The sequence below is a fragment of the Allobosea sp. LjRoot237 genome (genome assembly GCF_964253285.1).
GTDB lineage: Bacteria > Pseudomonadota > Alphaproteobacteria > Rhizobiales > Beijerinckiaceae > Allobosea.
In genome coordinates this window covers 2,386,020-2,400,122 of record NZ_CAXUQP020000001.1, presented here as the reverse complement: position 1 = coordinate 2,400,122, position 14,103 = coordinate 2,386,020, and the positions used below count along the sequence as shown (strand labels likewise).

At 65.9% G+C, this 14,103-nt stretch carries 11 protein-coding genes; 3 read left to right on the top strand and 8 right to left on the bottom strand.

All coding sequences use genetic code 11. The features are described 5' to 3' along the window. Positions 1-133 precede the first annotated feature (133 nt). From gltX to ACSQ24_RS11645, 3 genes are all read left to right on the top strand, one after another. Positions 134-1,552, top strand: coding sequence for a glutamate--tRNA ligase (gene gltX / locus ACSQ24_RS11655; protein WP_436094827.1), 1,419 nt, complete (start codon positions 134-136; stop codon positions 1,550-1,552). A gap of 382 nt (positions 1,553-1,934) precedes the next feature. After that, complete coding sequence (gltA, locus tag ACSQ24_RS11650) at positions 1,935-3,224, top strand: citrate synthase (RefSeq protein ID WP_436094826.1); 1,290 nt, start codon at positions 1,935-1,937, stop codon at positions 3,222-3,224. Between the two features lie 138 nt (positions 3,225-3,362). Beyond that, positions 3,363-4,349 carry a Bug family tripartite tricarboxylate transporter substrate binding protein gene (locus ACSQ24_RS11645; RefSeq protein WP_436094825.1) on the top strand — a complete coding sequence of 329 codons (987 nt, stop codon included), beginning with the start codon at positions 3,363-3,365 and terminating at the stop codon, positions 4,347-4,349. A gap of 7 nt (positions 4,350-4,356) precedes the next feature. Here ACSQ24_RS11645 and lpxB read toward each other — a convergent pair whose 3' ends face one another. The 8 genes from lpxB to dxr form a co-directional block, all read right to left on the bottom strand. Then, positions 4,357-5,532 (bottom strand): lipid-A-disaccharide synthase, encoded by a 1,176-nt coding sequence (gene lpxB / locus ACSQ24_RS11640; protein ID WP_436094824.1) that lies wholly within the window; start codon positions 5,530-5,532, stop codon positions 4,357-4,359. Continuing rightward, entirely contained in the window at positions 5,529-6,398 is an 870-nt protein-coding gene (locus tag ACSQ24_RS11635) for an LpxI family protein (protein ID WP_436094823.1), read from the bottom strand. Before ACSQ24_RS11635 ends, lpxB begins: the two co-directional genes overlap by 4 nt. Beyond that, the gene (lpxA, locus tag ACSQ24_RS11630) at positions 6,395-7,204 is read right to left on the bottom strand and encodes an acyl-ACP--UDP-N-acetylglucosamine O-acyltransferase (RefSeq protein ID WP_436094822.1); all 810 of its coding nucleotides are present in this window, start codon (positions 7,202-7,204) and stop codon (positions 6,395-6,397) included. Before lpxA ends, ACSQ24_RS11635 begins: the two co-directional genes overlap by 4 nt. Positions 7,205-7,257: 53 nt before the next feature. After that, positions 7,258-7,716, bottom strand: coding sequence for a 3-hydroxyacyl-ACP dehydratase FabZ (fabZ, locus tag ACSQ24_RS11625; protein ID WP_436094821.1), 459 nt, complete (start codon positions 7,714-7,716; stop codon positions 7,258-7,260). A gap of 92 nt (positions 7,717-7,808) precedes the next feature. Next, complete coding sequence (gene lpxD / locus ACSQ24_RS11620; RefSeq protein ID WP_436094820.1) at positions 7,809-8,873, bottom strand: UDP-3-O-(3-hydroxymyristoyl)glucosamine N-acyltransferase; 1,065 nt, start codon at positions 8,871-8,873, stop codon at positions 7,809-7,811. A 36-nt stretch (positions 8,874-8,909) separates the two neighbouring features. Next, positions 8,910-11,411, bottom strand: a complete 2,502-nt coding sequence (bamA, locus tag ACSQ24_RS11615; protein ID WP_436097876.1) for an outer membrane protein assembly factor BamA — start codon at positions 11,409-11,411, stop codon at positions 8,910-8,912. 339 nt (positions 11,412-11,750) lie between these two features. Further along, on the bottom strand, positions 11,751-12,899 hold the full coding sequence (gene rseP, locus ACSQ24_RS11610) for an RIP metalloprotease RseP (protein WP_436094819.1): 1,149 nt from the start codon (positions 12,897-12,899) through the stop codon (positions 11,751-11,753). Between the two features lie 22 nt (positions 12,900-12,921). After that, positions 12,922-14,103 (bottom strand): 1-deoxy-D-xylulose-5-phosphate reductoisomerase, encoded by a 1,182-nt coding sequence (gene dxr, locus ACSQ24_RS11605; RefSeq protein ID WP_436094818.1) that lies wholly within the window; start codon positions 14,101-14,103, stop codon positions 12,922-12,924.

Below are 14,103 nucleotides of genomic sequence, written 5' to 3'. Positions count from 1 at the left end.
TCCCCACAGGAGGCTCTTAACGGCGGCTGGCAAGCCATGTTACAGCGGCGGCGCCGGATGTCAGCCCCGGCCGAGGCCCGCACTGAAGCCTGCCCTCGCCTTTTGCCTGCCCGTTCCCCCGGAGCCTGTTTTCATGAGCGATACGGTCGTCACGCGCTTTGCGCCGTCGCCAACCGGATTCCTGCACATCGGCGGTGCCCGCACCGCGCTGTTCAACTGGCTCTATGCCCGCCGCCATGGCGGCAAGATGCTGCTGCGCATCGAGGATACCGACCGCGAACGCTCGACCGAGGGCGCGATCGCCGCGATCCTCGACGGCCTCGCCTGGCTTGGCCTCGATTGGGACGGGCAGACCGTCTACCAGTTCCAGCGCGCCGCCCGCCATCGCGAGGTCGCCGAGCAGATGCTCGCAGCCGGCAAGGCCTATTACTGCTATGCGACGCCGCAGGAACTCGACGCGGAGCGCGAAGCTGCGCGCGCCGAGGGCAAGCAGTGGCGTTATGACGGGCGCTGGCGCGACCGCGACCCGTCAACCGCGCCTGAAGGCGTCAAGCCGGTGATCCGCCTCAAGGCCGAGCAGACCGGCGAGACTGTGGTCGAGGACGAGGTCCAAGGCCGCGTCACCTGGCAGAACGAGAACCTCGACGATCTCGTGCTGCTGCGCTCGGACGGCAATCCGACCTATATGCTCGCCGTGGTCGTCGACGATCACGACATGGGTGTCACCCACATCATTCGCGGCAGCGACCACCTGACCAATGCCGCCCGCCAGACGCAGATCTACCAGGCACTCGGCTGGACGGTGCCGAGCATGTCGCACATCCCGCTGATCCACGGAGCTGACGGCGCCAAGCTGTCGAAGCGGCATGGCGCGCTCGGCATCGAAGCCTATCGCTCGATGGGCTATCTGCCGATCGCGCTGCGCAACTATCTGCTGCGCCTCGGCTGGAGCCATGGCGACCAGGAGATCTTCTCGCCCGAGGAGATGATCTCGCTGTTCAACCTGTCCTCGATCGGCCGCTCGCCGGCCCGCTTCGACTATGCCAAGCTCGAAAATCTCAACGGCCTCTATATGCGCGAGGCTAAGGATCACGAATTGATGATCGCGCTGAAGGCAATCTGGTCGGAGATCGGCCCGCCGCGCGGTATCGGCACCGAGCCGACACCGGAGCTCGAAGCCAAGCTGATGGCGGCGATGCCGGGCCTGAAGGAGCGCGCCAAGACACTGATCGAGTTGATCGACAGCGCCTCCTATCTCTACGCCACGCGCCCGCTGGCGCTTGAGCCCAAGGCGGCCGCCCTGCTCGACGACGCTGCGCGCCTGCGCATGCCGAAGCTTGCGGAAAAGCTCTCGGCTATTGCCGACTGGGCTCCGCCGCCGCTGGAAAGCGCGATCCGCGACTTCGCCGAGGAGAGCGGCGTCAAGCTCGGCCAGGTGGCGCAGCCATTGCGGGCCGCGCTGACCGGCAAGACCACCTCGCCGGGCCTGTTCGACGTGATGGCGGTGCTCGGCCGCGACGAGGTGCTGGCGCGGTTGGCCGACGCCGCCTAGAGCCCGTTCCCATCAGCTTGCAGCGCAAGCTGATGGGTCAAACGGTCTCTATCTTTGAGTTGGAGACGGATTCACCGATCAGGTTGTTTCAACCTGATCGGATCCGGCTCCGAGGCCGGCAGAAAGGCTAATGACCGCTCGGTTGAACGCCTCGCGGAATTGGTCTAGCAACGCCCCTGCGGACCGGCTGCTCCCGCTGCCGGCCCGGCACAAAAAATGCTTTAGAATCAGTCTGATGAACTCTTCCTGCCTGCCCGCCCCCGACATTCCCGTCATGGAGCCGTCATCGTGGGACGTTCGGATGATGCCGGAACGCGACAAGCAGCCGGCGTTTCCGTCCGCCGGGGCATGACTGAAGAACGAGCCTGAAAGGATCGGATCCATGAGCGGAACTACCAGTCAGTTGACTGTCGAGGGCAAGGCCGTCGACATGCCGGTCAAAACGGGTTCGATCGGGCCTTCGGTCATCGATATCGGCAAGCTCTACGGTCAGACCGGGATGTTCACCTACGACCCCGGCTTCACTTCGACCGCGAGCTGCGAGTCGCAGATCACCTATATCGACGGCGACGAGGGCGTCCTGCTCTATCGCGGCTTCCCGATCGAGCAGCTCGCCGAGCACGGCGACTTCCTCGAGACCTGCTATCTCCTGCTCTACGGTGAACTGCCGACGGCGGCCCAGAAGGCGGATTTCGACTATCGCGTCACGCGCCACACCATGGTGCACGAGCAGATGGCCCGCTTCTTCCAGGGCTTCCGCCGCGACGCGCACCCAATGGCGGTTCTGGTCGCCTCAATCGGCGCCATGTCGGCCTTCTACCACGACTCGACCGACATCTCCGATCCGCAGCAGCGCATGATCGCCTCGATGCGCATGATCGCCAAGATGCCGACGCTAGCGGCGATGGCTTACAAGTACACGATCGGCCAGCCCTTCGTGTATCCGCTCAACTCGCTAGACTACACCTCGAACTTCCTGCGCATGTGCTTTGCCGTGCCGGCCGAGGACTACAAGGTCAACCCGGTGCTCTCGCGGGCGCTCGACCGGATCTTCATCCTGCACGCCGACCATGAGCAGAACGCCTCGACCTCGACGGTCCGCCTCGCCGGCTCCTCCGGCGCCAACCCCTTCGCCTGCATCGCCGCCGGCGTCGCCTGTCTCTGGGGCCCGGCGCATGGCGGCGCCAATGAGGCGGCGCTGAAGATGCTCGAGGAGATCGGCAGCGTCGACAACATCCCGAAATACATCGCCAAGGCCAAGGACAAGAACGATCCGTTCCGCCTGATGGGTTTCGGCCACCGCGTCTACAAGAACTACGATCCGCGCGCCAAGATCATGCAGAAGACGACGCATGAGGTCCTGGCCGAGCTCGGCATCAAGGACGACCCGCTGCTCGATGTCGCCATGGAGCTCGAGCGCATCGCCCTGCATGACGAATACTTCATCGAGAAGAAGCTCTATCCGAACATCGATTTCTATTCGGGCATCACGCTGAAGGCGATGGGCTTCCCGACCTCGATGTTCACGGCGCTGTTCGCGCTGGCGCGCACGATTGGCTGGATCGCACAGTGGAAGGAGATGATCGAGGATCCGTCCCAGCGCATCGGCCGTCCGCGCCAACTCTACACCGGTGCGCCCAAGCGCGACTACACGCCGATCGGCCGCCGCTGACCGGCACCGCCCGCAGAAACAAGGCCGCGATGAACCCGTCGCGGCCCTTATTGTTTCAGTAGATTGATGCATGCCATGCAGGTGACGGTTGCAGCAGCCGCGCTACTGTCCTCGACCCTTCAGAGAGGTTCATCGCTCATGTCGAAAACAGAAGACCTCAGCCGCCGCGGCTTCCTCGTTGGCGCTTCCGCCCTGCCCTTCGCCGGCTCTTCCTTCGCCCAGGCTCAGTTCCCAACGCGGCCGATCTCGCTGATCGTGCCTTTCGCCGCCGGCGGCTCGACCGATATCGTCGCGCGCCTCGTCGGTCAGAAGATGGGCGAACTGCTCGGCCAGTCGCTCGTGATCGACAACCGCGCCGGCGCCGGCGGCAATATCGGCTCGACCGCGGTCGCCCGTGCCCAGCCCGACGGCTATACCCTGCTCCTGGGCACGATCTCGACCCATGCGCTCAACCCGGCGATCCTGAAGACCGTGACCTTCGACGCGGTCAAGGACTTCACCCCGATCTCGCTGCTCGCCGTCGTGCCGAACGTCATGGTCGTGCATCCGAGCTTCCCGGCCAAGACGGTGCCGGAGGTGCTGAAGCTGCTGAAGGACAATCCGGGCAAGTACTCCTATGCCTCGTCCGGCGTCGGCACGCCGCTGCACCTCTCCGGCGAACTGTTCAAGTCGCTCGGCGGCGTCAGCATGAACCATGTGCCCTATCGCGGCGCCGGCCCGGCACTGAACGACGTCGTTTCCGGCGCCGTGCCGATCATGTTCGACAACCTGCCCTCCTCGGCCCAGTTCATCCGCAGCGGGCAATTGCGCGCCATCGGCGTCACCACCAAGGAGCGCGTCTCTTCTTTCCCGGATCTGCCGACCATCGCCGAGGGTGGGCTCGCCGGCTACGAGACCTATACCTGGAACGCGCTGTTCGGACCGGCCAACATGCCGCGCCCGGTGGTCGACAAGCTCAACAGCGCTGCCAACGCCTCGCTCAAGGACGCCAATGTGAAGCAGCGCCTGGAGGATGTCAGCGCGGTGATCGTCGGCTCAACGCCGGAAGCGCTGGGCGAGCACGTCAAGGCCGAGCTGGCGAAATGGGGCCCGATAGCCAAGGCCTCCGGCGCGGTCGTCGAGTAATCGATCGTCAGCCGCCTGTCGGCTCACGAACGAGGGCGAGCGCCGCGCTGACGGCGTTCGCTGCCGGTCTCGGCCCGGCGCTGCGCATATTCTGCTCCACCGTCGCGAAGCCGTCGAGCTGGCGTTGGCGCGCAGGTCCTTCGACCACTGCCGCGAGCAGCGCCTCGGCGAGGGCCTGAGGCGAAGCGTCGTCCTGGATGAACTCCGGCACCACGCTCTCACCGATGATCAGGTTTGGCAGGATCACGGTCGGCAATTTTATGAGGCGCCGCGCCAGCACGGCCTCCCAGCCCGCTCCGCGATAGGCCGCGACCGTCGGCACCTGTGCCAAAGCGAGTTCGAGGGTCACGGTTCCAGAAGCGGCCAGCGCCACTCGGGCCTGTCGAAATGCCGCCAGCTTCGCCGGTTCGCCAGTAACGATCTCAGGCTTGATCCGCCAGCCGGCGCTGAGCGCCGTGATTTCCTCGGCCAGACGTGGCACGGCGGGAAGGACGAAGCGGGCCTGTGGCAGTCGTTCGGCGACCAGCGCGATCGCCTCGCCGAAGGGCGGCATCAGATGCCGGATCTCCGAGCGTCGGCTGCCGGGCAAAACCAGGATCGTCGGCGCCGCCGCATCGTCGCGCTGCGCAACCTCGTTCGGATCGGGCCGGTAAGCTTCCAGCCGTTCGATCAGCGGATGGCCGACATAGACGGTCTCCGGTCCGCCGAGGCGCGCCAATGCCGCTGGCTCGAAGGGCAGCAGCGCCAGGATCCGGTCGACATGCGGGCGCATGCGCTTTGCCCGCCCCTGGCGCCAGGCCCAGACACTCGGGCAGACCCAGTGTGCGATTGGCACAGCCGGCGCGAGCCGCCTCACCTTCTTCGCGACACGCAGGCTGAAATCAGGCGAGTCGATGGTGAGCATCAGGTCGGGCTCGCAGGCTGCGGCCGCACGCGCCGCATCCGACATCCGGCGCAGCAGTAATGGCAGGCGCGCCACCACCGGGCCAAAGCCCATCACGGCGATGTCCTCCTGCGGGAAGACGCTGTGCAGCCCCTCCGCGATCAACGCCTCGCCACCGACCCCCGAGAGCTCGAGCGGCCGCTCGCCCAGCACCTCTCGCAGCCGCGCCACGAAGCGCGCGCCGAGCGCATCGCCCGACGCTTCGCCGGCAACGATGAAGAGCTTGAACGGGCGGGTCACGCCACGCCCTCGATGAACAGGCCCGACGCGTCCGCGAGCGTCGCCAGCCGTTGCCGGTCACCGATCAGCACGCTGCCTGCCTTGACCGCGATGCCGGCGAGACCGGCCGCTGCCACGCGCGCCACCGTATCCGGGCCGATCGCCGGCATGTCGACCCGCAGGTCCTGCCCGAGCTTCGGCATCTTGATGAGGACGCCGTCGCCTTTGCCGGGCTTGAGGCGCCCGGACTGGACGAGCCCGGCGACACGCTCGACCATCGCGTCGGTGCCTTCGGCCGCCTCGACGGCTACGACGCGATGGTCGGCGATGATCGCCGCCTGTCCGATATCGAAAGGCGAGAGCGCGGCAAGCAGGTTGAAGCCGGTCGCGATCGCTTCACGCGCCACGGCCGAGGGCTTATGGCGTCCCAGCGTCCCTACGGGCGCGACGATATCCGGGGCCAGCTCAGCCGGTCCGAGCACGCGCAGCCCTTGTCCTTCGAAAAAGGCGACGACGCCGCGCAGCAGATGATCATCACCGCCCTGAAAGGCACGGGCGAAATGCGGCAGGTATTTCAGCGTCGACAGTTCCGGCGCCAGCGCACCGAAACTTGGCCGCGGCAGCGCGCCGACCATGACGATCTCGTCGATCTCGCGGCGCTTGATCTCGTCGAGGAAGCGCCCGAGCTGACCCAGGCGATACTCCCTGGCGTCGTAGGCAGCGTAGTCGGCTGGATCGCCCGCACCGGTGAGCACGGCGACATAGACGCTCGCCCCTTGCGCTGCAGCCGCACTCGCGACCCGCAGCGGATATTCGCCACGGCCGGCCAGGACGGCGATGCGCCGGCCCTGCGGCCGGCCAGTTGCGTCGGCCGGCCCTGTACTCACCGCTCGGGAGCGTTCACGTCACGCGGCACGCAGATGCCCCGGTCGCCGCCGGCACGGATGAAGTCGAGGATTTCGTGGATCAGCGGATGCTCGGCGAACTCGCTGGCGACGTCCTCGACCCGCTCCGAAAGCGTGCCCTCGTCGGCGAAGAGCAGGCGGTAGGCGCGGCGCAACTCGTGGATCTGCTCGCGCGAGAAACCGCGCCGCTTGAGACCGACGAGGTTGAGGCCGGCGAGATGGGCCGGGTTGTCGCGCACCATCCCGAACGGGATGACGTCGAGCAGGACACCCGAGCCGCCGCCGATGAAGGCGTGATCGCCGATGCGCACGAACTGCTGCAGGCCGGTGCCACCGCTGACGATGACGAAATCGCCGACGGTCACATGCCCGGCGCACATCACATTGTTGGAGAAGATGACATTGTTGCCGATGATACTGTCATGGCCGACATGGCAGTTGGCCAGGAACAGCCCACGATCGCCGACAACGGTCTTCATGCCGCCGCCTTCGGTGCCTGGATTCATCGTCACGCCTTCGCGGATCACGCAATCGACGCCGATCGTCAGTGTCGACGGCTCGCCCTTGTACTTCAGATCCTGCGGCGGATGGCCGATCGAGGCGAAGGGATAGATCTTGGTGCGCGGACCGATCGTCGTAAGGCCCGCGACCACGACATGGCTGATCAGCTCGACGCCGTCACCAAGGACGACGTCGGGGCCAATCGTGCAGAATGGGCCGATCTTGACGCCCGCGCCCAGCTTGGCAGATGGGTCGACGATCGCCATCGGATGGATCGAGGTGCTCATGGCGGAATCCTGCTTCTGGCCGGGAACGGGAGCGTGCATTGCGATCCCTCTGCTCACACGACCATCGCCGACAGCTCGGCCTCGGCGACGAGCACGCCGTCGACCTTGGCCTCGCCACGGTAGAACCAGATATTGCGCTTATGCGCCAGCTTGGTGAGGTGGAAGCGCAGCGTATCGCCCGGAACGACAGGCTTGCGGAACTTGGCCTTGTCGATGGTGGTGAACAGCACGGTGGTAACCGCAAGCTCCTCGCTGCCGCGCGCGCTGACGACGAGCACACCCGCTGTCTGCGCCATGGCCTCGATCATCAGCACGCCCGGAAAGACCGGCCGGCCGGGGAAGTGCCCGGTGAACTGCGGCTCGTTGAAGGTGACGTTCTTGATGCCGACGCCTGACGCGTCGCCATCGATCTCGACGACCTTGTCGACCAGCAGGAACGGATAGCGATGCGGGATGCAGGCCATGATCTTCTGGATATCGGCCACGCCGAGCGCTTTCGTCGCATCCGTCATCGTGTCATTTCTCCTCGGACGCCCGCGGCCCGCGCGGGGCGTTCGCCACCACCCGTCATGAAAAGCTGGTTTTGCCGGAAGCCGGCGTGAGATCAAGCGTTTTCGCTGCCGCCCGGGCCTTTGCCGCGCCTGGCGACCAGTTGCTTGAGCAGCGCGATCTCTCGCGCCCAGCTCAGCGCGGGCTGCGCCGGTGAGCCGCCATAGCGGGCGCCACGCGGCACATCGCCGGCAACGCCACTCTGCGCCGCGATCTGCGCGCCCATGCCGATCGTCAGGTGCCCCGCCAGTCCGACCTGCCCGCCCAGCACGACGAAGTCCTCGAGCGTGGTGGAGCCGGCGATGCCGACTTGCGAGACGATGACGCAATGCCGTCCGATGACGCAGTTGTGCCCGATCTGCACGAGGTTATCGATCTTGGTGCCCTCGCCAATCACCGTGTCGCGGCTGGCGCCGCGGTCGATCGTCGTGCTGGCGCCGATCTCGACATCGTCCTGGATGATGACGCGGCCGACCTGCGGCACTTTCATATGCCCCTTCGGCCCCATGGCGAAACCGAAGCCGTCCTGGCCGATCCGTGCGCCGGGATGAATGATCACCCGATTGCCGACCAGCGCCGCCTGCAGCGTCGTACCGGCTCCGACAGAACATTGCCGTCCGATTCGAACCTGTGGGCCGATCACGGCATGTGGTCCGATCACCGTACCGGCGCCGATCTCAGCACCGGGGCCGATCACCGCGCCGGGATCGACAGTGACATCGGCCTCGAGCTTTGCCGTCGCATGCACAAAGGCGCCTGGTGCAACGCCAGCCGAGCCGAACATCGAGCCCGGCCGCAATGCCTGCGGATGGAAGACCGAGAGCAGCTTGGCGAAAGCATGGTAGGGTGCCGGCGTGACCAGGGCGACCGTCCCGGCCGGCGCCCGCGCGGCAAAGCGTGGCGAGACGAAGCAGAGCCCGGCCGAGGTCGCGGCCAGAGCCGCGACATATTTCGGATTGTCCATATAGGCGGCATCGCTACTGCCGGCCGTCTCGAGCGGCGCCACGCCCTCGAGACGGCGCTCCGGATCGACGCCCTCCGGCAAGGCGGTGCCTGACAAGGAAGCGACCTCGCTGAAGGACAGCGAGGTCGCGATCGGAAAGAAACTGGGATCTGCCATAAGATGATCCGTTGCGGGGCGCGTGCGCCCCGCCGGTCAGAAGCGGGCGCCGCCCGAGAAGCGGAAGGCCTGCGTCCGGTCGCCGCCGAACTTGCCGGTGATGGTCTGGCCGTTCGGAAGGACCGCTGTGCCGAACTGGCCGTCGTCCTTCGACAGCGCGTAGGCGTAGTCGAAGCGGATCGGGCCGAGCGGCGACTGCCAGAGCAAGCTCACGCCGACCGACGAGCGGATGACGTTCTTGTCGCGCACGCAGGCCACGTTGCTCTGGAAGCCCGAGACGATCGCAACATTGAACTGGCGAGCTTCCGAACCTGCAGGGCAGGTGCCGAAGTTGGGGTTGGTGACCGACTTCGAACCGCCGTCATAGTTGAACAGCGTGCCGGCGTCGGCAAAGACCGCGCCCTTCAGGCCAAGATCGCGCGGCAGGCCGAAGATCGGGAACTGCACTTCGAGCGAGCCGCCGAAATAGGTGGTGCCACCGAGCGCGTTGCCGGTCGGGTCATTGAGCACGTCGCGCGGGCCGATGCCGGAGGGCGCGAAGCCGCGCACCAGGGTCGGTCCGAGGAAGTAATGGTCGATCATGCGCAGATCGTCGCCGGTGGCCTGGACGTGACCGGCCTGGACGCGCGCGATGCCGACGAAGTCCTCGAGGAACTCCCTGTAGTAGCGCGCATCGGCACTGACGCGCAGGAACTTCGAGTCGCCGCCGACACCCGCGAACTCCGGCTTGAGCTCGGCGATGAAGCCGTTGCGCGGGCTCTGGTAGTTGTCGAGCGAGTTGTAGTTGAAGTTCAGGCCGACCAGCGAGGTCAGCGTCGTCCCTTGTGCTTCCTTGACCGCAACCGTCGCTTCGCCGTTCGTCAGGCAGTTGATGGCGGTAGACGCGGGCAATCCGGTCAATGTGCCGGGCGTGATGCCCTCGAGCGGGACGCTACAGTCGTTATACGGCTTCGAATAGGTGTTCGGGATCTTGATTTCGGTCGTGTAGATCGAATAGCGCGGCGTGATCGAGAACTCTTCCGTGATCGGGAAGGAGAAACGAACCTGGCCGCCGGTTACGCGGCTCTCGAAATAGCCGACATTGGTGTTGTCGTTGAACTTCGAGAACAGGTCGAAGCCGGCCGCGATGCGGTGGCCGAGGAAGTAGGGCTCGGTGAACGAGAAGTCGATGCCCTGGGTACGCTGGCCCATGGTGCCGGCGATGCGGACATACTGGCCGCGGCCGAGGAAGTTCGACTCCGACAGCGAGACCTCGCCGATGATGCCGTCCGAGGTCGAGTAACCGCCGGCGACCGAGAACGAGCCGGTTGCCTTGTCCTCGACGTCGATGTTGACGACCACGCGGTCGGGCGCGCTGCCCGGCTCGTTGGTGATGCGAACCTTGTTGAAGAAGCCGAGATTGTTGAGGCGGCGCTCGGCGCGGTCAACGAAGACCTTGTTGTAGGCGTCGCCTTCGCCGAGATCGAGTTCGCGGCGGACGACATAATCGCGGGTGCGGGTGTTGCCGCGCACATTGATGCGCTCGACATAGACCCGCGGCCCTTCCTCGACCACATAGGTGATGCCGATCTGCTGGCCGGCCGCATCGCGCTCGCCGCGCGGACGGACCTGCGCAAAGGCATAGCCGCGCTTGGCCACCTCGGTGGTCAGGGTGACCAGCGAGCGCTCGACCGCCTCGGCATTATAGGTGTCGCCGGCGGAGGTGTTGACCAACGACTGCAGCGCAGCCGGGTCGACGTCGCGCAGACGGGAATCAACCGAGACGTTGCCGACCCTGTACTGCGGGCCTTCATCGACGGTGACGTCGACGACCCAGCCGCCGGCCGCATCGTCGAAGCGGGCATCGCTCGAGACGATGCGGAAGTCGGCATAGCCGTTCTTCAGGTAGTAGCGGCGAACCAGCTCGAGGTCTGAGTTGATCCGGTCCGGATCGTAGACGTCGGAGGTCTTGATCCAGCTCAGGAAGTTCGACTCGGTCGAGCTCATCAGGCCGCGCAGGCGCGACGAGGAGTAAGCCCCGTTGCCGGAGAAGTTGATCGACTTGATACCGGTCTTGCCGCTCTCGACGATCGTGAAAACCACGTCCGAACGGCCGTTCGGCAGCGGCTGGATTCGGCCGCTGATCGTAGCCAGACCGTAGCCGGCGCGGCGATAGACTTCCTTGAGACGCTCGACGTCGGCGTCGATGAGCTGCTGGCTCAGCGGACCGCGGGCCTTGGACTGGACCTGGCCGAGCAGGACGTCGCCCTTCAGACGGCGGTTGCCCTCGAAGGCAACGCGATTGATCGTGTCGTTCTCCTGGACCGAGACGACGGTCTGCGCGCCGCGGCGGCTGACCTGAACGTTGGAGAACAGGCCGGTCGCCATGAGATTCTGGCGAATCTCCTGCGGGTTGCCCGAGCCCTGCGTCACATAGGAGCGGATCGTCTCCGCATCGACACGACGGTTGCCTTGGACAAGTACGGACTGCGCGAACACCACGCTGCCGCTGACGGCCACCATGATGGCCGCAAGTCCGACTGATCGAGAGAGCCGCATGCGCAAGGACCGGCTCTGAAGCGTCGACGTCATCGGGTCGCCTATTCCATTCTTTGGGTCGCCACCCCGAGTAAGGGGGACCCCGCTACGGGCGAGGCTCGGCGACATTGAAGACCAAACGCTTCTACAAAGTTTCCCGCAGGGTGCAAACCGCCATTGTCGTTAACAAAAGATTTTTGCGGGAGACGTTGCCGGGAGGCCACGCGCGCTGCCGAGAAAACCGGGTTGCGCGACGAAAACGGGCCATAAAAAGCCATAATCCACAGGCGCGCGGGGCCTTGGCAGTGACCGCCGTCAGCTCGGTGCAAGCTAGTTTGCAGCAGCGATGAGAGTCCGGGCTCAGAGCAGCGAGCGGACGTGGACGAGGTCGTTCCAGGTCACGAACAGCATCAGCATCAGGACGAGGCCGAGGCCGAGTCGGAAGCCGATCTCCTGCGCTCGCTCGCTCAGTGGTTTTCCGCGCAGCGCCTCGATCGCATAGAACAACAGATGGCCACCATCAAGCATCGGCACCGGGAACAGATTCATCAGCCCGATCGAGACCGAGAGCAGCGCCGCCAGATTGATCAGCGCCAGGAGGCCGCCGCTGGAGGCGACCATGCCCGAGACCTGGGCGATGCGGATCGGCCCCGACAGCTGGTCGGTCGATTCCTTACCCTTGATCAGCTTGGCGATGTAGTCATAGGTCCGCTCGACCACGAACCAGGTCTCGCTCATGCCGAGCAGTACGGATTCGCCCAGGCTGAAATGCTGGGTCGACCAGTCCTCGGGTTTCGCCGATGCCTGCACGCCGATGATCCCCAGCCTCTGCTTGCCGAGAGGCGACGAGGTTTCGACGAGATCGGGCGTCACCGAGAGGGCGATCGTGGCGCCCCCGCGATCGACCGTCAGGGGCAGGGTTTCGCCAGGACGAATCGAGATCGCACGCTGAAGATCACTGAAGCTCTTGATCTCGCGCCCATCGACCAGACGGACCAGATCACCGGATTGCAAGCCGGCGCGCGCCGCCGCCCCGCCGACAGTGACGCTGTCGACGCGCGGAGCCAAAGTCGGCTTACCCATGAAGTACGCCGTCGCGCCAAAGATCAGGATGGCGAGCAGGAAGTTCGCGATCGGCCCTGCGGCTACGATCGCCGCTCGTTCTCCGATCGACTGGGCTGGGAAAGACCGCTCGCGTTCCTCGCGGCTCATGCCCGAGAGAGCACCGGTATCGGTCGCGCTCGCCGCGTCGAGATCTCCGGAGAACTTGACGTAGCCGCCGAGCGGAATCAGCGCGAAGCGCCAGCGCGTGCCGTGCCGGTCATTGAAGCCGAAGAGCTCACGGCCGAAACCGATCGAGAACGTCTTCACGTCGACGCCGCACCAGCGCCCGACCAGGAAATGGCCGAGCTCGTGCACGAATACGACGAGGGTGAGGACGAACAGGAATGGCAACAGATAGCCCAGCAGGAAGCTCCCCGCGTGCCAGACCGATCCGACGATATCCATAAAACTCTCCCGGCTTCAGTCACTAAGTGACAGTGAAGCGGCCTCCGGACAAGAGCGCGCGCGTCCGGTTTCTCGCATCGTGGTCAACAGTGAGGGCCTCTGCGACGTCCGCTGGCGGCGGCATTGGCGCGCCTGCAGCTTGCGCGCAGACGGCCTCGACCAGCGCCGGAATCGCCGGGAAGCCGATCCGCCGGTAGAGAAAGGCCTCGACGGCGATCTCATTGGCGGCATTCAGCACGGCCGGTGCCGCGCCGCCTTCAGCCAGAGCGGCGATGGCGAGACCCAGCGCCGGGAAACGGGCGAGATCGGGGCGCTCGAAGGCAAGCGGCCCGGCTGCGACCAGATCGAGGAAGCGGGTCGGCGGTGCATCGAGCCTGCCGTCGATGCCGAGGCAATGGGCCGCCGCCACGCGCATGTCCGGCACCGCCATGCCGGCGCTGACCGAGCCATCGCGGAAGGTGACGAGGCCGTGCACGATCTGCTGCGGATGGACCAGCACCTCCAGCTGCTCGGCGCCGAGCCCAAACAGGAACGAGGCTTCGATCAGTTCGAGGCCCTTGTTCATCATGCTGGCCGAGTCGATCGTGATCTTGGCGCCCATCGCATAGTTCGGATGGGCGAGCGCCTGCTCGGGCGTTGCACTCGCGATACGTTCGGCGGACCAGGTCCGGAACGGACCGCCGGAGGCGGTCAACGTCATGACGCGGACCGCAGAGATCGGCTCGGCTCCCAGCACCTGGAACAAGGCGTTGTGCTCGGAATCGAGCGGCAGGATGCGGGCGCCGACCGCCCTCGCCCGCGCCATCACCGCAGCTCCGGCGCAGACCAGACTCTCCTTGTTGGCCAATGCGACGACACGGCCCGGCGTCAGCGCCGCGAAGGTCGCCTCCAGCCCGGCCGCTCCCGAGATGGCGCTGACCACGATGTCGCTGTCGCGCGCCACCGCTTCGAGCACCGCCTCCCGGCCCGCGCCATGGCGGATACCGCTCCCGGCCAGCGCTGCAGCGAGCTCCCTGCCCTGCCCTTCGTCCGCGATGGCCGCGAAGCTTGCACCTGTCTCACGAGCAATTCGCGCCAGGCCTGCCGCATCCTTGCCGGCAACGAGCGCAGCAATCTGCAGCCGCTCCGGATTCTCGGCGATGACCGCGCGCGTCGAGCGGCCGATGGAGCCGGTAGCTCCTAGAATGGTGACAGTGCGGCGCAT